Here is a 19006-nt window from a genome sequence, read left to right on the forward strand (position 1 = left end):
GGGAGATCACCCGGCCCCGGACGTAAGAAAGGGGAACGGGAAAGGGACCGAGTGGAGATAGGTTACCGTCAGCGTCGATCGGCCGAGAGCGGGGCGACGGCGTCGTTGACGGCCTTGGACATGTTGTTCCAGAGCGTCCGCCGGAGTTGCTGCGTTTCGCGGCGGGTGAGCAAGAGGCGTTGGCTCGCGCGCTCGGTGAGCGCCGAGACGACGACCTTCAGGTCGACCTGGATCATGCCGCTCAAGTCTTCGAACTCCGCGGGCAACTCAAGTGATCGCAGCGGAGTCTCATGTTTGCAGATGGCCATCGAACCCTCCTTGGCTGAGGGGAACCTCGTCTGCGGCGAATGCCTCCCTGGCGTGAGCAAGGCTAATCCGCGTCCGTCCCCCCAGTCAAGCATTTTTCACGAGCCGTCCTGCCGTCCCATCAATCTGTTCCGATTATCAAGATGAGATTCGGCACTCAACTTCCACACTAACTTGCAAGTCCCGCGCCAAAAATCCGCGGCCCCCGCCGTACTCGAGCCTCGCTCGAGGCGTCGAAGGGGCCGTTCAAAACCAGGTCGGTTCCGACTCCTTGTGGGCCCCGGGGCCGATGGCATCCTGGACGAGCTCGACGAGCCTGGGCCCGTCGATGAGCTCGATCGGATGTTCGGCGACGAACTTTTCGGCCGCGAGGGAGAAGGTCCGGGTGGTCACGAAGAACCCCTTGTGACTTCGCGTGTGGTGGATCGTCCCGAGGAACTTCTGGAGCTCCGGAGAGCCGACGACGCCCCTGCTGTGATACTTGCATTGGACGACGGCCTGGAGCCCCTCGCGTTTGATCCGGAGGTCGGCCCCTTCGTCGCCGGTCCCGCCGACTTGCTCGACTTCATAGCCCAGGGCCTCGAAGACCTCGGCGACGAATTCCTCGAAGCCTTCGGGGGTCAGCGAGCCGAGTTGTGCCAGCTTGAGGTCGGCCCGCTTGGCCTGGAGCCGCAGCCGCTCGGCACGCTCCCGAGCCTCGATGACCTCTTCACGCACGGCGTGGAGCTCGCGTTCGGCCTCCGCCTGCTCAACCCCCTCGAGGCGTTCGACGTAGCGCTCGATCTTGTAGAGCACATTCCGGATCGTGTTGTCGAGCCGGGCCCGCTCGGCCCGCGTGAGCTGATTCTGATATCTCCGGAATACGGCGTAATGCAGGTGTTCGAGGGCCCCGGCGAACTCCCCGACCGATCGGATCGCCGGGGCCTCGTCCTGGTACGCCGCGCTCGTCCAGAGGATCCCCTGCTTGGCCGAACCTTGAGGTGGCACCGTCGTCGGCAAGCCCGAGGCGCGCTCCTTGAGCCAGTCCAGCAACATCGCCGCACACTGCGGTCCGAGACACTCCATCGCCGATAGGCCCCCTCGTCCTCGATCGCGCCCCCGACCCGCGAGGCGGCGTCTTTCTTTAAGGATCCCCGTCACCATTCTCGACAGCAAGCGAAATCCCGGGGCCCTTCTCTCGCGAAACCCTCGTCTCGGCCTCGTTGACTTCGCCACCCTGCCTGGCCAACAATCAAGTTGGAGTGCCCATGCCTCAAGATGAGGCAACGTCAGTCGCTGTGCTAGGAATCCGTGCCATGGGAAAATTCGCCGTCATCCTACCAGCCGCGGGGCGTTCGACGCGGTTCGGCGACCCGAAGCAGAAGAAGATCTTCGCCGAGCTCGACGGCCGGGCGGTTTGGCTCCGCGCCGCCGAGCCATTCGTGAATCGAGATGACGTCGCCCAGACGATCGTGGTAATCTCGCCCGACGACCGCGACCTCTTCGAGCGCCGATTCCGCCCGAGCGTCGCCTTCCTGAACATCAAGGTGATCGACGGCGGGGCCGAACGATCCGACTCGATTGCCAGGGCGCTCGAGGCCCTCGACCCGGAATGCGACTTCGTCGCGATCCACGACGCCGCCCGGCCCTGTCTGACTTCCGAACAGGTCGACGCCGTCTTCGACGCGGCCATCGAGCACGGCGCCTCCCTCCTGGCGGTCCCGGTCGCCGACACGATCAAGCGGGTCGGCGAGGATCGATTCACCTCGGACACCGTACCCCGCAACGGACTCTATCTGGCCCAGACACCCCAGGTCTTCCGCCGCGACTGGATCGAGGCCGCCTATGCCAACCGCGCCAGGCTCGGCGCCGCGGTCACCGACGACACCCAGCTCGTCGAGGCGCTCGGGCATCGTTGTGCCGTGGTCGAGAGCTCATCACTGAACATGAAGATCACCACACACGCCGACCTCCGCCTCGCGGCCGCCGTCCTCCAAGCCCTGCCGAAGCCGAAGCGCGAGGGCCCCTCGCATCCCTTCGCCGACGAGAAAGCCATGTGGGGCGACCTGCCCAAGCCGAAGGCGAGCGACCTCTTCTGAAGCGATCTACCTCCTCCTCTTCAATACAAGCCCGAAGCGCAAGCGATTGAATTTTTCTTAAGGCGAAGAAAAATTCAATCGCTTGCGCTTCGGGCTTGTAAAGAGGACGTAACTTCAGCCATCCGCTCGGTAGAGACCGGGGCTGAGTGACTTCAAGAAAAGAGCGCCTGTTCCGCGGTCCGCCGCAGGAGCCACTCCTTGTCATCCGCGGAGAGGAAGTCCAGGCGGGTTCGGATCAGGTCGAGGCTATCGGCGTAGGTGTCGTCATCGACCTGGAAGGGGCAGTCGCTCTCCCACATGCACCGGTTCGCCCCGAAGGCGCGGACGACCTTTTGAATCAAGGGGCCGAGATCGAGGTAGGGGCGAGTCTTCTTCCCCAGGGCGTAGAACGCCCCGACCTTGATCAGGACCTTGGCGTGCTTCGCCAGGGCGCAGAGGGCGTCGACGTCGGCCGAGTCGATCGTGCCACTCACGCCGATCCGCCCGATATGGTCGATGATGACCGGCGTCTCGGGGAATCGGCGGCACATCCGGTCGACTTCGGGGAAGGCGTCGGGGCCGATCAGGCAGCTCAGGACCTGCCCGGTCTCGGCGGCTGCGGCGAACATCGCATTGTAGCCTTCGGGCTGGAGCCATTTCGCCGGGGGGAGCCTGCTGTAGTTCGGCGCGATCCGGAACGCCCTCACTCCCTTCGGCCGCAGCGCCCGCATCGCCTCGTCGGGGCGAGTCGCGAGCGGGTCGACGATCGCCGTCCCCACGAAGCGGTCGGGGTACAGCCTGATCATGTCGAGCATGTAGCGATTATCAAATTCGTAATAGCTCATCTGGATCAGGTTGACCCGGCCGACACCGGCGGGCCGGCAGTGGGCGAGCAGCTCCTCGGCGGTGAACGACGGCGGCTTCATGTCGGCCACCGTGAACCCCTGGGCCAAGGGGTAGTGCGCGACGTCGGGGGTCCAGATGTGCGAGTGCGCGTCGATGTACGGTTCCAGGGCCATGGGGCGCTCGTCCCGTTGCAAGAGGGATGTTGGCTCATGGAGCGAACTCGGAGGTGTGGATCTGGACTCGGGTGCCACGGGTCGGTACTCCACCCCGTGGCACCCGCAACCTCCGTTCAACCACCGATTTCTCTACATGACCCGGGGAGGTTCGACCTGTGGTCGACCCACGTTGGCACAGGACGAAACCCCGTGCCAGTATATTCTCCGGAAATCGGTCGACCTCGGCGTCCTCGGTGGCGAGGAGCCGCGCCGTCAGGCGAGCACTTCGGGGACGACCTCGCCCTCGGGGTTGAGGGCCATGGGCCTCCCTTGGCGGTCGGTCAGCATCGTCTCGGGATCGATCCCGAGGAGGTGATAGATCGTCGCCAGGATGTCCTTGGGCGAGACGCGACGCTCGACGGGGTCGCCCCCGACCTTGTCAGATCGGCCGACGACCCGTCCCCGGGCCACGCCGCCCCCGGCCATGAGGACCGAGTAGCATCGCGACCAGTGATCCCGGCCGCCGCCGCGTCCCAGGCTCAACTGGGGCGTCCGGCCGTGCTCGCTCAGGCAGACGACCAGGGTCTCGTCGAGCAGGCCACGCGAATCGAGGTCGATCAGAAGGGCCGAGAGTGTCTGGTCGAGGCCTGGGAGGAGCTCGTCCTTCATCCGGGGGAAGTGGTCCCAGTGCGTGTCCCACCCCGTGCCAGCGAGGCCGTACTCGTCCCAGAAGGCCGTCACAAACCGCCCGCCCGCCTCCACCAGTCGCCTCGCCGTAAGCGTGGCCTGGCCGAAGAGGGTCATCCCGTAAAGATCGCGGGTCTCGGGGGACTCTCGGTCGAGGTCGAAGGCGTTCCGGAGCTTCTCCGAGCCGAGCAGTGAGTAAGCCATCGCGCGATGGCGGTCGATCCCGGACCGCGCAGTCCCCGAGTCGAACTCTCGACGGGCCTGCTCGAATTGCTCGAGGAGATTCCGACGCCGGTCGAGTCGATCGAACGTCATGTCGGGACCGAGGCTCGAGACCGACCCCAGGCGGAAGCGGCTCTCCGGGGTGACCCCCCGGTAGGGCTCGAAGTCATTCCAGGTCTTGTCGGCGAGCGTCTTCGTCGACTTCTTGGTCGCCTTGCCGACGAACTCCGTCGAGATCGGGTCATAGGCCTGGCCGAGGAACCCGCCGTAGGGGCCCGCACGAGCAACCTCGCCGACTCGCTGGCTGCTGAAGGCCCAGGGGAGGGCGAGATTTCGCGGGACGTCCGGGAGTCGCTCGCCGTCCTGGCTCCGCCCGACGTAATCGACGACCGATCCGATGTACGGCCACTGCGCCGGATCCCTGGGATTGAGCTCCATCGAGACGTCGATCCGGGGGATGCTGGTCGTCGCGTAGGCGACCCCGTGCAGCGGGTACGGGTGCGAGACCGACCGGATCACGGTGACCTTGTCCATCACCTTCGAGAGCTTTGGCAAGAGTTCGCAAACGTCGAGGCCGGAGACGCTCGACTGGATCGACTTGAGTTCTCCCCGGATCTGTTCGGGGGCCTCGGGCTTCGGGTCGAAGGTCTCGAGCTGGCTCGGCGATCCGTAGAGGAAGAGGAAAATGCAGGACTTCGCCTTCCCAAACCCGTTGACGACCGGAGTTCCCAGCGCGGGGGTGCCTCCCGAGAGCCCGAGACCCAGCAGGCCGAGAGAACCGACGTGGAGCAAGTCGCGTCGCGTCAGGCCGTCGCAGAGCCGTTTCGGACCACCCAGGACGCGAATCATGACCACCTCATGACGGGTTCGGGCATCGTGCAGGAGACCGACGGGGCCTTCGCCAAGGGTTGCGGGGCCGCTTCGGTGGCGGGTGTCGAGAGATTATGGCAAATCCAACGACTATTCAACAACAGAAAACCACGAATCCTCTTCGGAAAACGGCTCGCGGCTCCTTTCGAGAACCTACGGGGCGACCCGCCAACCAAGCCGTTCTCCGGCGCGCCAGGGACGGATCCGCTCCCCTTGAGTGTTATCGGCGACGATGAGGACTGGCACGACCTCATCGCCAGGGGTGGTCTCGATCAGGGAGACCTGACCCTGATTCAGAGGTAGCCCATAGAACTCGGCGCCGAACCGGCTGGCGAACCCTTCAAGCCGTTCGAGGACCCCGGCCGCCGCGAAGACTTCGGCGTAGGTCGGCAGGGATGCGGGCGCACAGTAGGCCCCGGCACACCCGCAGGGCGATTCCTTGCGGCCGACCGTGTGAGGGGCCGAGTCGTCGCCGGCAAAGAACTTCGAGTTGCCCTCGAGAACATGCCGGCTGATCGTGGAGCGATCTCGGATCGTCTTCGGGACCGGATAGCAGAAGTTGTGCGGGTTCAGGCCGCGCTGGCCTGCCGGGGTGACGTGGCCAAGGATGTCGTCGATGGTCGTCGTGAGATGCATCGGCGTGACCGTGGCCGCCACCGTGGCAGGCGCGGCCGCCACCCAGTTGGCCATCGCGGCGGACGAAACGTGTTCGACGACGATCCGGAGGTTCGGCACCTCCTCCACGTAGCGAGCGATCTCGACGATGAACTCTCCCTCGGCCTCGAGCACCGAACACTCGGGTCGCTCGCCGTGGATCGAAAGCATCATCCCGCAGTCCCGCATCACCCCCAGGACCTCGATCAGTCCCGCGGCCTGGAAGTCCGAGATCCCGCCGTGGCTCCCCGTGGTCGTCCCGCTCGGGTAGAGCTTCGCCGCAATCACGCCGGCCTTGCGGGCCTCCTCAATGATCCGAGGGGTCGTCTCGTGCGTGAGCTTGATCGTCATCAAAGGCTCGAAGCCACCTTGCTCGCGCACACTGTTCGGGAGTGCTGCCAGGATGTCTTCTCGATATCTCGTCGCATCCTCGCCCGTCAGGATCGGGGGATCCGTGTTGGGCATGACCATGGCGCGAGCGTAGACCGAGGCCGTGTCGGGCACGACAGCCCGAAGGATATCGCCTTGACGGAAATGGACGTGGAAGTTGTCGGGGCGACGAATGCTGATCTTCGCTCTCTGCATCGTGGGGATTGCCTCAATGACTGTCCAGAGATGCCGGCTCCGTCGGATCCCATGCAGCCCTTTTGATAGACGCTGGCGTTAGCCGAAATGCAGGCTCCGCTCGTGAGTGCCTCGGCCCACCGATCGGCACTGGGAGCCCGGGGCGACCACGATTTCGGCTTCGGGGATCGCCGAGGCCCGCGAGGGTGATGCGTCCCAATCCGGCAAGGGTAAACGATCCCGCGGTTCTCTACCAGTCGCCTGGCTCGGGCCCCCTGCCAAAGCCGGCCGTCAGGAGCGGCTTGAAAAGTGGATGAATTCTGCACACAAAGGCGATTGCGATGAGGGCAGAAGAACGGTCGACGAATGCGCCGGGCATGAAGGAACCGCGTTCGGAGACGCACCTGGTGTCGTCGATTCGATCCCGTTCCGCTTTTGACCATTCGAGTTGGAGCGACAGATGACGGACGCATCGACCGGAGGGAGCCCCGGACCTCGTATCCCACGCGATGAGGGTGCCGATCAATCGAAGAAAACTTCACTTACAAATACTATCAAATCTAAAAGTTCAGCCAATGCGTCTTTCGCGCGAGGAAGGGCGGCAAGGAGGCAAGGCAACCTGGATCGGGCCGTCGAGGAATTCGCACGGGCAACCGTCGCCGATCCGGAGAACGCAGCCTACCGCCGGAATCACGCATCCGCACTGTACGCCCTGGGACGTTACGAGGAAGCCGTCGCCGCCTATCGTGAAGTCATTCGTCGACGGCCTGACGGCGCCGTGGCTCACAAGGGACTCGGCACCGCACTGGCCGGCCAAAACAAGCTCGACGAGGCGATCGCGTGTTATCGCGAGGCGATCCGGCTTCGTGCCGACGACGCCGGAGCCTACAACGCCCTCGGGAACGCGCTGCGTATTCTTCGGAGCTTTGATGAGGCGATCGCCGCGTATGACCGCGCCCTCGAGTTGAACGGAAATCAGGCGGGGGCGTGGAACCACCGTGGGGTCGCGTTGGCCAGACTGGGGCGATATGACGAGGCCATCGCGAGCTATACTCGATGCATCAAGCTCCGACCCAAGCACCTCGACGCCCACTTGAACAGGGCCTCGGCCTGGCTAGTCCAAGGGAACTTCGCCCAGGGGTGGGCCGAGTATGAGTGGCGCCTGTGTCAGCCGAATGTCGCGTCGCAACCGCCGACGATGCCGGCCTGGAACGGGTACCCGCCCCGCGGGATGCGGTTACTCCTCGTCCACGAGATGGGGCTCGGCGACTCGATCCACTTCATTCGTTATGCCCCGCTGCTGAAGCGGCTCGGTGCGACGGTGATCTACGAGTGTCCCAAGGGGCTTATGACGATCCTGGCCAAGATGCCAGGGATTGATATCCTGTTCCAACAAGGGCAGGAACCGCCCGAGCACGATTTCTACGTCTCGCTCCTGAGTTTGCCCGGCCTGATGGGCATGAGTCTCGAGTCGATCCCGCTCGACGTCCCCTACATCGAGCCCGACCCGGCCCTGGTCGAGCGTTGGCGGCTCGAGCTGGCCCAGTACCCCGAGCTCAAGGTCGGGATCAACTGGCAGGGAAACCCGGGATTTCCGGGCGACGCCCATCGCTCGATTCCCCTATGCGACTTCCAACCCTTGGGGCAAGTGCCGGGCGTCCGTCTGTTTAGCCTCCAGAAGAACGTCGGCCACGAGCAGCTCGCGGCCCTCGGCGATGCCTTCCCGGTCGTCGACCTCGGAGCACGGCTAGACATCGAAGCCGGGCCGTTCATGGATACGGCGGCGGTGTTGAGAAATCTCGATCTGTTCATCACCTCTGACACCGCCCTGGCACACCTTGCGGGGGCTCTGGGAGTGCCGGTCTGGTTGGCAACCTCGGCCGCCCCCGAGTGGCAGTGGATGCTGGACCGCGAGGACAGTCCCTGGTATCCGACGATGCGGCTCTTCCGGCAAGAGCGTCTGATGGAATGGGCGCCGGTCTTCAAGCGAATGGCAAGCGAGGTCGCCAAGCTCGTCCCTCCGGCGCCTGAACCAAAACCGGCCGCATAACCACATCACACGAGCTTCGCCGACGAAGACGAAAGGGATAAGTCGAATGTCGGGAATTCCAGACGATATCCAGCCGCTTGAGGCCAACCCAGGCTATCGAGGGCCGATCCGGCTCGCGTTCGCCAATAGCGAACGGCAATGGGAGGAGCAGGCCGACCTCGTCGCGCTGCTTGTCGAGGTCCTGGGGCAGAACGGAGAGTCGGCTTCCTCACATAAAGGGAGGTGGGTCGAGCATGAGGCGAGCGGCTACCGACTCCTGCCACTGATCGTGAGCTTTCAGCCGCTCGAGGAAGGGGGAGTCCAGACCGTCACGACAATCCAGGTCCACCACCCAACCGTCGTCCCCGGGGGGATCTTCGAATTCCAGCACTCGACCGGGGATAACACCGAAGTGGCGATCCGACGGGCATTCGAGCAGTGGGTGCAGACGGATTTCATCACGCTGGTCGATGCCACCCGTCCCAAGGGCGAGGCGTGCATGCAACTGATGCTCACTTTGCCCGAGACGGAGGACCGACCGAAGCGTACCCGGCGGGCAACCCTCGGCCCGATCGCGCATTACCAGTCGACTCCGCCAGCGAACGACCCGGAGGATGAGCATCCCTTCTGTCCGTGCTGCCTCCTCACACGCTCGTTCCTGGCCTTCAAGCCTCTGTTGGAGGGTGACGAATTCTTCGGAGTTCGCCTTTTCGCCCTGAGAGACAACCACGGGGTCCCCGAAGCCGATTGCCGCGTGAACGGCGAGGATTACCCGGTCGGCGCCGAGGCCCTGAAGGAATACGCGGAAGGCTGGCCAGCGGCCGGGTATGAGTTCCGCAAGCAGTATGTCATCATCCAGACGGCCGAGGACGAGAGCGTTTGACCACGATCGACGTCGAATATCATCGTTTGACGACAAGACGAGCGCGAGCACGTAGGGCCTAGGATCCTCGACATCCTCACGGAAAGCCTCGTGGGGTCGCGGCCGGTATTGCCGTCGGCCGGCCGCGACCCAGAAGCCTCGATCGAGCAGTGGAAATGGCCTTGGAAACCAACCGCCACGTCCTCCGAGCGGATCATTCAGACCGTCCAGAAACGGCTCAAGATCTCGACGAAGTGAGAAAGAGGTGGAGCGTCGAGTCCACACCGGTTTTGGCGTCGGCGGTGAGCCCGTCGACTTGCTGGCGGACGTTGAAGGAAAGCTCGTAGTTGTTCAAGATATTCGTGAGCTCTTGCAGAAGACTCCCATTCGAATAGTCATAGACTTGCGTCTGGAGGGCGCCGAGGAGATTCCCCTGGATCTTGTTCTCCGTATAGATGCTGACGAGAGTGGCATTGAGCGTGTTGATCTTCGCCAGGAGGGGAGGGCCGAGCTTCGACGGGTCGCCGTTGGATTGCAGGCCCGGCAGGGCATTCACGTCGGCCAAGAAGGTGGCGAAGGCCTGATCCACCTGGGCATTGACTTTCGCAGCCCGATGATTCGAGGTGCGGACCCCGTGCGGAGCCCGCGAACTCCCGAATAGCTCCACCTGCCCTAGAATCGCTTGCTCAACCGTGCTGTATTGGTGGTATTGCTGGGAGTTGGCGGCGGCAGCGTTCCCCATGGCGTCGTACGAGGCCGGCTGGCCGGTCAAAAGAAGTGATTGTATCTGCCCAAGGGATGATGTAACGATGGATACCATGCTGGAATCCTGGCCGCCTATCATCTCGTACCTGATGGTAGCGATCAATTCCTTGGACCGAGGCAGAGGGGCGAGCATGGTCTTCACTTCGCTCCACAACCCTGCGAGGTCGGTCGACACCGTGGCACGGTAAGTCGCGAAGGCATTGGGGTCGAATTGGGTGTTAAAGCCATCCCAGTAGTTCGTCACCGAATTGACCCAGAGGGGGCTCGGGATCCCTCGCACCTCGGAATTGGAGTTCGGGCCGAAGCCGTTCTTGTTTGCAAAACTTTCGAAGGTGGCGGCGAGGTTGTCGACCAGTTGAGCCTTGTAGATCACGGTCGGCGTGACCGCCGCCGAAGAGGGGACCACTCGATCCTCGAGAGGTTGGACGCATGTGGGTTGAAAACGCTGATTCTTCCGCATCGAAATCGCCCCCAGGCGGGAATGTGTGAGATCGGAAACCGCAGATCGCGGCAGGCCTTTTTACTCGAGTAGGACCGCCTCAGCGGAATCGAATCGAGACGAGCGTCCCATACTCCTCGCCGTCGACCCCGTGATCGGCGAACGGACGACAAAGCCCCTGGCCACCCTGGCTTCCGCGCAGCCGATTCCCTGTCCAATTCGGGGTCGAGCCTCGATTCGGAGTGCCAACGGTGTGGGTAAGGGGCCGTTCCGGTCGCGTCTCGGACTTCCACACCAAAGGCCGTATCGATCCGGCTGAGATCTATCTACGAACCTACCACACGATTTCATCCCACAAGGCATTCGACTCAATCGAACGACAAATAATCCCGAAACTCCCACCTTGTCGAAGTAAGCCTCGCGAACACAATATATCGAAACAACATATACCGTAACGACACAAAAGATGATCTCGAATCACATGGCTCGCCGCGTCCCGAAAACTCGGTTTCTCCTAAAAAATCGGGTTTCTGTGCCATAAGATGAGGCTTTCCCGCGAGGGAAAGACGGCGTTGAGCGGTCCGGGAACCCGGTCTTCAAGAAAACACTGGACTTCGGGACGGGCACACGGGTCGGAAAGACCAACGGGAAATCCGGGAGGTATTCGTCCTCTCGGGAATGCACCACCTTGCGACCGGGTAGTGTTGTCGCAGGGAATTCGCGCGAGGAGCGATTGTCGGAGAGCGACGAGAGGTATACAAACGGTTAAAGCCGTACCGAAAATAGAGGCCGAGCCACCCTCGTACCCCATCGTTTCGGAACGACCCGCGGCGATGCCCAGGGCTCGGCGACCAGCGAACTGGGTACAGAAGATAGGGAAGCCATTTCCGTTGCCGCACCAGAAACGCGAAACGGGTGGGACAAGCCCACCCGTTTCGCCGGTTCAATGAATGAAGGAATCGCCCTGCGTTAGCGGACGATGGTCTTGAAGGAGACATACCCTTCGACCCCAGGCGTGAGCGTGCCGGGGAGATCCCAACGGAGCTCGGTCGAGCCCGAGCGATTCTCTGCGGCAGTGAAGACGGCCCCCTTTGGGCCTTGGGCACTCCCGGCGACGTAGCCGAACCGAGGGAGGAGGCTGTCGACGACGGAGACCGCGCTGATCGGCGTGTTGCCCATGTTGCGGAACTGGATGACGAAGGTCACTTCATCCCCCTGCTCCGCCTGGTTGGTGCTGACACGTTTGATGACAGCGACGCCCGGCCGGTTGGGAGGGGTCTCGACGCCGACCGTCTCGCGGGCGGGCCACGCCATCACCATCTGACCGGCCCCTTCGACGATTCCGGTGACCGCGGCCCCGGTGCCGGTCTTGATGCCCATCGCCACGACGTTCGTTTTGATGTCGCCGGGCTTCTGCCGGTTGCTCGAGAAATCGGGTCCCTGCACTTTGACGTGGCCGGCGAGGTGGGTCTGCGCATCATAACCGCTCAGCACGCGGAGCTCGGTGTGCGAGCCGGCGTAGACGCGCCCGCGCATCCCCGACGCCCTGAGCCGTTCCCGGCTCGCCTCGGCCGCCTGGTTCTGGTTCAAGCGGTTCGGGTGCTGCTTCCCGTCGAAGGCGAGTTGGCTCTCGACCTTGTCGGCTCGCTTCAACGACTGCACGATCAGGGCCTGGTTCGGACCGACGCTCACGCGGACCTCGGCGAACCGGGGGGCGTAGATGCAGACGAGGTTGGTCGGCAGGATTCGGGCCCGGCGCTCGTCGTTGAACTGGATCACCGCGTCGCGCGGGTCGATGCCGAGAAGCCCGCCATCGCCCCCGAAATGGGCGGGCGACTTGTGGTCGCCGCCGTCACAGAGGAATTCGTCCTTCGGCAGCCAGACGCGTCCCCGAGGCGGGGGCGTCCCGCAGACCGGTCCACACGGAAGCTTGCACGGGCCGCCGTCCGATGCCGTGAACGGGCAATGCTCGGCGCCGGGCACGACGCCGATGATCCCCATCCCGGCGAGTTCGTCGTTGTCGGGTTTGCGGGTCCCGGTCCGAACGACCGCCATGACTCGCCCCAGCGCCGCGCCGACCTTGATCGGGTCCTCGGATGGACCCAGGGTCACGATCGGGATCTCGCCCTTGGGCGTGGCGATCGGCAGGGCCTGCTCGGGATCCTCGAGGTAGATGACCTGGGTCACGAGGCGCTTGTGGTCGAAGGAGTCGACGAAGTCGTCCTCGTTGAAAATGATCCGGATCGGAAACTTGCCGACGTCCATGCCGTTCGGCCGATGCAGGTGGCCGACGATCTCGACGACCGGATAGATCTCGGCGTCGGGACGGCCGGGAAGATTCGAAAGCTTGAGTCGATAGCCGACCCCGACTTTCAGCCCGACCAGCCCTGGGGGCGGGCCATCACTCAGGGCGGACGGCACCGGCTCGGGAGTTGGGCCGAGGACCTCGACCACGACGCCGTCGGGGGCCTGGAACCGCACGACCTGGATCTCGTTCGGGAGTTCCGGCGCCGAGGTCTCGACCACGGCCACGCCGGGCGTGGTCACGGCCGGGGCCGGGGCCGGGACATCCTCAACCGGTGCAGGAGAACCAGGCGAGGGCGAGGAAACAACGACTCCGGCAGGCGCCTCGACGGGTGCGGGGGCTGTCGCGGGTGCGGGCGCCGGTCCGGCGGGGGGCGTCGACGTCTGGGACCGGCCGGTCGTCGGCAGGCCCAACGCCAACGCCAAGCCGAGAGGCAAGGCGAGGCGGCCCCCCCTCCCCCCGGCGTGGCGGATCAATCCTTGATCGTTCATCTGTCTTGATTCCTTCAACGCTCGAGGGCCGTTGGGGAAGTTCCTCGGGGGCGTCGTGCCGACCGAATTCGGGCACGACGCGCGATGAACCGAGCCGGAGGACGGCCCGGGATTGTCGACGAACCTTCCGCGAAAAGCCCCGGCGGATCGCGATCGAGGCGCGGATCCGTCGGGGCGTCGGTGAGTCACGAGTACCCTGTCGGCGATCCCTCGCGACGGGTCAGGACTTCGGCGCCTCGGCCGGAGGAGCGGGGGCCGGGACTTCGGCCGCCGGGGGCTCCGGCGATGGGGGGGCCGGGGCCGCTTCCGCCGCGGGGGCAGGAGCCGGAGCCGGAGCCGGACCGACCGGGGCGACCGGCGAGACCGGGGCCGTATCGACCGGCACGCTCTCGATGGCCGGCGGGGTCACGACGCCCGGCTGGGTCACGACGCCCGGCGGCAGGGTGCCCGGGGGCAGGACCACCGTGCTCGGGGCCCCGTTGATCACCGTTCCGGGGGGAACGGTGACGGCACCGGCGGCCGGGACCGACCCGCCTCCGGGGGGCATCTCGAGGTCGATCGCACCGAGGCGAACGATCATCAGGATCGTCCCACGTCGGTCGGCTTCCAGGATCGGGTCGACGCCCGGCTCGAGTCGGGTCGACACCAGGGTCTCGACGCCCGCGATCGCCAGCTCCTGGTACTTCGGATCGGGGAGATAGATCACCTTGGTGACGAAGTTCCCGCCGTCGACGACCTGGTCGAAGTCTTCGGCCGTGAACTGGACCGGGATCGGGTTGTGCGTCAGGTAGGCGTCGGTCGCGGGCGCCGAGGGGGCGACCTCGATCGTCGGATAGAGCTGGACGCTCGGCCGACCCGGGATGTCGGTCAGCTTGAGCCGATAGATATAACCCTGGAGGAAGTTGAATCGGGCGGGGACCGTCAGTTGGGCCGGGAGGTAGACGCGCTCAGCCCCGCCGCCGCCACCGGTCTGCCAGCCGATCTTCATCCCGTCCGGGTCGAGGAAGTAGATCTGGCTCTTCGTGTTAGGGAACCGCCGGCCCGCGCCGGGGCCGCCGCCGCCCCCCATGTCCGGCCCGCCGGGCATCATCGGACCGCCCGGAGGGGGCGGGCCATCGGCGACGACGTGTGGGCGGAGGAGTTTCTTGAGCCCCACGCCTGGTTTGCTATATCCGAAACCGTCCCCGGCGGTCGCCGCCGCCAAGAGGAGTACGCCGATCGTATGCATGGAAATCCTCCACCACCCGCGACCGATGCCGGCCTTCCTGAGGCAAGGGCGTACGCCGATCGGGGAGAACTCGCACCACCGTTAAGGAACTCCGCGACCGCCTCGGCCTCGATCCTCAAGGCCGGGTCGCTCGTGGATGACGGCCGAACTCGGGAGAGGGGTCGGCCAGGCGGTTGCCTGCCCCCCCTTGTCTCACCCTTAGGTCGGCCTTGCGTCCAATAACGCCTAGCGATAAGATCGGGCATTCCTTTCCGACCCTTGAGGAAAAGCCCTACATCCCTACCATGCCCAAATACCGGATCATCCCCGCGATTGCGACCGTGATCGTCTTCTCGGTCCTCTCGCGAGCCAGGGCCCAGGACGGACTCTCGGCGCCGATGCCTCCCGCCGGAGGCCCCGGTTCGGCCGTCAAAGCTCCCGAGGTCAACGAGCCGCCGACCGAGGCCGAGCTGTTCCTCGACGACGCCATCAAGAAGGTTGCCGAGATCAAGTCGGTGTCAGCCGACGTCTTCCAGACGGTCTCGATGCTCAACCAGAAGTTCGAGATCACCGGTCGCTACCTCAAAGCCCCCGGCGACCGGCTCCTCCTCGACCTCTCGGTCTCCGGGATGCCCGACTCGTCCGGCAAGATGCGCCAGGTCTGCGACGGCACTACCCTTTGGGATTATCAACAGGTCTTCGAGAGCCGGGCCTACCGCAAACTCGACGCGGCCTCCATCCTGAAGAAGATCCGAACCTACGACCTCGACGACAAGATGAAGGAAGGTGCCATCGAATCCATGGGATTCGCCGGCCCTGATATCTTGCTCGTCGGGCTGCGCCGGACGATCAAATTCGATCAAGGGCCCGTCAAGACGACGCTCGACGGCCGGCCCGTGATCCGTCTCGCGGGCGTCTGGAAGAGTCGCGAGAACCTGCTGGGGCCCGATTCTCGGCCCTTGCCGATGACCGCCCCGCTTCCCTCCTACATCCCCAGCCTGGTCAAGCTCTACCTGGGTGCGAACGACTTCTGGCCCTATCAGGTCGAGCTCGTGGGCCAACCCTCCACGACCTTGCTCGACACCCGACCGGTCGGGCCCGACGGTCGGAAGATCGGATCCAAGAGCTTGATCCAGCAGCCACTTCTGACGCGGATCAAGTTGGTCTACAAGAACGTCAAGATCAACACCCCGATCTCCGACGGCGAGTTCGTCTTCCAGGCCCCGCCCGACGCCCAGGTCGAGGATAGCACCAAGGCGATCCTCGACAACCTGGAACAGTACGCCACGATGCGGGCCGCGCAGAAGAAGGCCGAAGCATCCCAGGGGGGCGATACCCCTCTCCTGAACCAGGGGATCGATATCCCCAAATCCGCGGCCCCGCCGAGCGCACTCCCTTCGGTACCTGCGCCCGCACCCACACCAGCTCCGACGGCCCCGGCAGCTCGCTGAGGATTCGGAGCACGCTGAGCATTGTTCGCGATTCATTTCCTCGCCCTGTCGGGCAGGCTTCTCTCGGGAGGCCTGTCCGGCAGGGCGAGATGCCTTTTCTCGTGCTGTGGCAAAGTCAAACCATACAAAGACTCACTCGCATGAGCACAAGACCTCCCCCGGGTAGGCGGGGCAGGAGTGCCCCGCCTACCCGGGGGGATAGATCGCATGCGAATGACTTCGAGCACGAGTCCCCTACTCTTAGCTTTGCCCCAGCGCTTGTTCGGTTTGCGCACAGGAGCGGTCAGTCTGCGCTAAACGCGGGATTGACTGGCCCACCTTCGGGAAGCCAGGGGCGGAGCGGACATTCATCGCAGCGCGGAGAGCTGACGCGGCAGAAGTCTCGGCCGATGCGCTCCATGCCGGATGAGAGATGGGCGAATGTGGTGGGAGTGTCTGTCCGTTGTCGCTCCACGACCGCCTGGGCTTCTTCATAGTCGGCCGTGGGATCGATCCACCCGTGGCGGACCATAATCCGGTACGACGCCCGATCGACGGGATAAACCGGCCGGCGCAGCCCGAAGAGCAGCAGGACGTCGGCCGTCGCGCGACCGATCCCGTTCACGGAACCAAGCTCTTCACGAAGCCGCTCGACCGAGATCGACTCTTCGAGGAGTCGATCGGCCGATCCACGGTGGTCGTCGACGAGCCAACGGGCCAGCTTGCGGAGCGAGCTGAGGACCCGCGAAGGGACAGTCACCCCGGCCGTGCGGAAGGCCTCGCCGACCTCTACCGACTCGGCCTCAGCGAGTGCGCGAGGCTCGAGAAGTCCCGCGTCGCGCAAGGAGTCCAGGGCCCGGAGACACTTCCGCTGATCGAGTGAACGACCCAGCAAGACGGCGATCAAGGACGCGAACGAGTCGGGATCGCTGGGGCCGAGGTCGCGTCCATACCCTTCGGCGAGTGCGGCGACGATGGCGGGAAACGACTCGTCGAACGTCGGCATCGCCGAGCCCTCGATCGTTTTCAAAGTCGAAACGCGAACGAACCGAAAACGCCGCCTCATTCCAAAGGCGGCGTCACGGTCGGTCGTGGGACACGGAATGACCGCCTGGGAAGTCATCCCTGCCCGGATGAGGCGAATGCGAGCCGAGGAGGAGAGAGTCCCGTTCGGACACTAACCACCACTCCGTGACTAACGAGCTCCTCCAGGGGAGGAGTTCGACGTCAACCCTTGGCCTTGGCGACGGCGACCTTGTAATCGCGGGCGAGCTTGCTCTTGCGACGAGCGGCCGTGTTGGGGTGGAGGACCCGACGCAACCCGGCCTTGTCGATCTTGGCGGTGGCGAGCCGGAAATCGGCCTCGGCCTTTTCGAATTCCTTGGCGACCACGGAAGCCAAGGTCCGCTTCATGTAGGTCTTGATGATCTTTTTCGCGATCCGGTTGTGCATCCTGCGCTTGGCGCTCTGCTTCAGTCGCTTGATCGCGGAAGGCGTGTTCGGCATAACTGGGTCCAGAAGGCTCGGTCGTAACGGCCGGCTCTCGCACCGGGATCCCTCGAAAGCCCGGCCGGAGGGCTTCGAATTCCGTCGAAACGTCTACTGTATCACAAACCGCGTCTCGGGATCAAGTTCCCAAAACGCGGAGTCGTTCCGCGACGTCGAGGTAGGAGTAGTCGTTCGCGGCCACTTCGTTGTAGTACTCCTCGGCGGCCTGGGTATTCCCCTGTTCTTCGGAGACTCGGCCGAGGCGGTAGTTGATGGCGAGGGACAGGGCCGGGTCCTTCGACGACTCGAGCCCCTTGAGAGCGTCGAGCAGCATCCGCTCGGCGAGCTTGAACCGGCCCATCGACTCGAAGCTGAGCCCGGTGTTGTACAGGGCTTTGACCTTGATCAGGGGGTTCGTGCCGGCCTGCTGGAAGGCGGCGATCGCCTCGTCGTGGCGGCCGACCTGGGCGAGCCGCATCCCGAGCTCGAGCTGCAGGTTCATGTCCTGGGTGTCGACCTTGGTCCGGCGCTGAAACTCCTTGATCTCGAAGTCGACGAGCATCTTGGAGAACTCGGCGAGCTTGCTCTTCGCCTTCTCGTCCCCGGGGTTCTCCTTGAGCCGCTTCTTGCACTTGTCGATCGCGCCGTTGACCCTGGCGATCTGGACTTCGGCGAGGGCGAACTGGAGGTCCGAGTTGCCCGGCACGGACTTCAGGCCCTTCTCCAGGGTCTTGTAGGCCTCGTCCAACTGCCCGCGCATCTTGTAGTAGTCGGAGAGTTGGAGGTAGGTGAAGACCCGCTTGGGATCTTCCTGGAGCTCCTTGAGGTAGCGTTCCTCGGGGGAGAGGGCCTGGATCTTGAGGTCCTCGAGCTCGTTGGCGGCCTGCTCCTTCTTGGCGTCACGCTCGTCGATCGCGTCTCCGATGCCGGATTTATGGATCGTGGCGGCGGCGGAGAGGGCGTTGATCTCGCGGTTCGCGATCTGGTTGTTGGGGTCGAGCTTCTTGACCTTCTCCCAACACTGGATCGCCTTGGGGAAGCTGTTATTCAGCTTGTGGATGTGCGCCGAGAAGATGAAGAATTCGGCCTCGCTCGCCTGATTCTGGACCGACTCGACGAGCCACTGGGCCAGGGAATTGAGCCCGAGCTGCTCGGCGGCCTCGGCGGCCACGCGAGAGACCGAGACGTCCCAGGGGTGGTTGGCGAACGCCTCCTCGCAGATCTCCAGGACCTGGGTGAAGTTCCCTTTCGACTTGGGCGAGCGGGTGCGGAACAGGATCGCCTGGTTCTTGGCGGCGGCCAAGCGGCCGATCTTGGCCGGGTCATTGCCGAGCTTCTTCTTCACGACCGCGCGGAGCGCCTGGCGGTAGAGGAGGTTCTCGGGCTCGAGCTTGCAGGATTGCTGGTACATCTCGATCGCGTAATCGAGATTCTGCTTCAACGCGGCCTCGTTGCCGAATTGGAATAGCTTCTGGGCCTTGATCTTGTTGGATTCCGACGCCGAGGACATCAGAGCGAACCCTCCAGGGCAACGACGAGGCGTGATCAAGGGACCGCGACGCGCGAGGTCGAGGTTTCCCGCAAGCATGCCGCGAGGCGAGCGACCCACTTGATTTTAGTGAAAGGGAG

15 protein-coding genes are annotated in these 19006 nt (G+C 64.3%); 4 read left to right on the plus strand and 11 right to left on the minus strand.

Annotated features, from left to right (window positions below):
• Positions 1-68: 68 nt before the first annotated feature.
• The gene (locus tag ACYOEI_RS10905; RefSeq protein ID WP_462849499.1) at positions 69-308 is read right to left on the minus strand and encodes a hypothetical protein; all 240 of its coding nucleotides are present in this window, start codon (positions 306-308) and stop codon (positions 69-71) included.
• A gap of 244 nt (positions 309-552) precedes the next feature.
• Entirely contained in the window at positions 553-1371 is an 819-nt protein-coding gene (locus tag ACYOEI_RS10910; protein WP_462849500.1) for a restriction endonuclease, read from the minus strand.
• A 230-nt stretch (positions 1372-1601) separates the two neighbouring features.
• Between ACYOEI_RS10910 and ispD the strand changes: the two genes are divergently transcribed.
• On the plus strand, positions 1602-2384 hold the full coding sequence (gene ispD / locus ACYOEI_RS10915) for a 2-C-methyl-D-erythritol 4-phosphate cytidylyltransferase (protein WP_462849501.1): 783 nt from the start codon (positions 1602-1604) through the stop codon (positions 2382-2384).
• 152 nt (positions 2385-2536) lie between these two features.
• Here ispD and ACYOEI_RS10920 read toward each other — a convergent pair whose 3' ends face one another.
• From ACYOEI_RS10920 to pyrC, 3 genes are all read right to left on the minus strand, one after another.
• Positions 2537-3382 carry an amidohydrolase family protein gene (locus tag ACYOEI_RS10920; RefSeq protein ID WP_462849502.1) on the minus strand — a complete coding sequence of 282 codons (846 nt, stop codon included), beginning with the start codon at positions 3380-3382 and terminating at the stop codon, positions 2537-2539.
• A gap of 255 nt (positions 3383-3637) precedes the next feature.
• Entirely contained in the window at positions 3638-5122 is a 1485-nt protein-coding gene (locus ACYOEI_RS10925; protein ID WP_462849504.1) for a DUF1501 domain-containing protein, read from the minus strand.
• A gap of 174 nt (positions 5123-5296) precedes the next feature.
• Positions 5297-6382 carry a dihydroorotase gene (gene pyrC, locus ACYOEI_RS10930; protein ID WP_462849506.1) on the minus strand — a complete coding sequence of 362 codons (1086 nt, stop codon included), beginning with the start codon at positions 6380-6382 and terminating at the stop codon, positions 5297-5299.
• A gap of 439 nt (positions 6383-6821) precedes the next feature.
• Here pyrC and ACYOEI_RS10935 point away from each other — a divergent pair, with 439 nt between their 5' ends.
• Both ACYOEI_RS10935 and ACYOEI_RS10940 read left to right on the plus strand, forming a co-directional pair.
• Positions 6822-8411 carry a tetratricopeptide repeat protein gene (locus ACYOEI_RS10935; RefSeq protein ID WP_462849507.1) on the plus strand — a complete coding sequence of 530 codons (1590 nt, stop codon included), beginning with the start codon at positions 6822-6824 and terminating at the stop codon, positions 8409-8411.
• A 46-nt stretch (positions 8412-8457) separates the two neighbouring features.
• Positions 8458-9273, plus strand: a complete 816-nt coding sequence (locus ACYOEI_RS10940; RefSeq protein WP_462849508.1) for a DUF6348 family protein — start codon at positions 8458-8460, stop codon at positions 9271-9273.
• A gap of 217 nt (positions 9274-9490) precedes the next feature.
• On the opposite strand, the gene ACYOEI_RS10945 is transcribed toward ACYOEI_RS10940, so the two are convergent.
• From ACYOEI_RS10945 to ACYOEI_RS10955, 3 genes are all read right to left on the minus strand, one after another.
• Positions 9491-10423: a hypothetical protein gene (locus tag ACYOEI_RS10945; protein WP_462849509.1), complete on the minus strand. Its 933-nt coding sequence runs from the start codon at positions 10421-10423 to the stop codon at positions 9491-9493.
• A 1002-nt stretch (positions 10424-11425) separates the two neighbouring features.
• Positions 11426-13252, minus strand: coding sequence for a DUF11 domain-containing protein (locus ACYOEI_RS10950; RefSeq protein WP_462849510.1), 1827 nt, complete (start codon positions 13250-13252; stop codon positions 11426-11428).
• A 220-nt stretch (positions 13253-13472) separates the two neighbouring features.
• On the minus strand, positions 13473-14480 hold the full coding sequence (locus ACYOEI_RS10955; RefSeq protein ID WP_462849511.1) for a hypothetical protein: 1008 nt from the start codon (positions 14478-14480) through the stop codon (positions 13473-13475).
• A 284-nt stretch (positions 14481-14764) separates the two neighbouring features.
• On the opposite strand from ACYOEI_RS10955, the gene ACYOEI_RS10960 reads away from it, so the two are divergent.
• Entirely contained in the window at positions 14765-15910 is a 1146-nt protein-coding gene (locus tag ACYOEI_RS10960) for a LolA family protein (protein ID WP_462849512.1), read from the plus strand.
• A 283-nt stretch (positions 15911-16193) separates the two neighbouring features.
• On the opposite strand, the gene ACYOEI_RS10965 is transcribed toward ACYOEI_RS10960, so the two are convergent.
• The 3 genes from ACYOEI_RS10965 to ACYOEI_RS10975 form a co-directional block, all read right to left on the minus strand.
• Entirely contained in the window at positions 16194-16895 is a 702-nt protein-coding gene (locus ACYOEI_RS10965; RefSeq protein WP_462849513.1) for an endonuclease III domain-containing protein, read from the minus strand.
• Positions 16896-17116: 221 nt separating this feature from the next.
• Positions 17117-17395: a 30S ribosomal protein S20 gene (gene rpsT, locus ACYOEI_RS10970; protein WP_462849514.1), complete on the minus strand. Its 279-nt coding sequence runs from the start codon at positions 17393-17395 to the stop codon at positions 17117-17119.
• A 121-nt stretch (positions 17396-17516) separates the two neighbouring features.
• Positions 17517-18887, minus strand: coding sequence for a tetratricopeptide repeat protein (locus ACYOEI_RS10975; RefSeq protein WP_462849515.1), 1371 nt, complete (start codon positions 18885-18887; stop codon positions 17517-17519).
• Between the last annotated feature and the right edge of the window lie 119 nt (positions 18888-19006).

This window comes from Singulisphaera rosea (genome assembly GCF_054877945.1).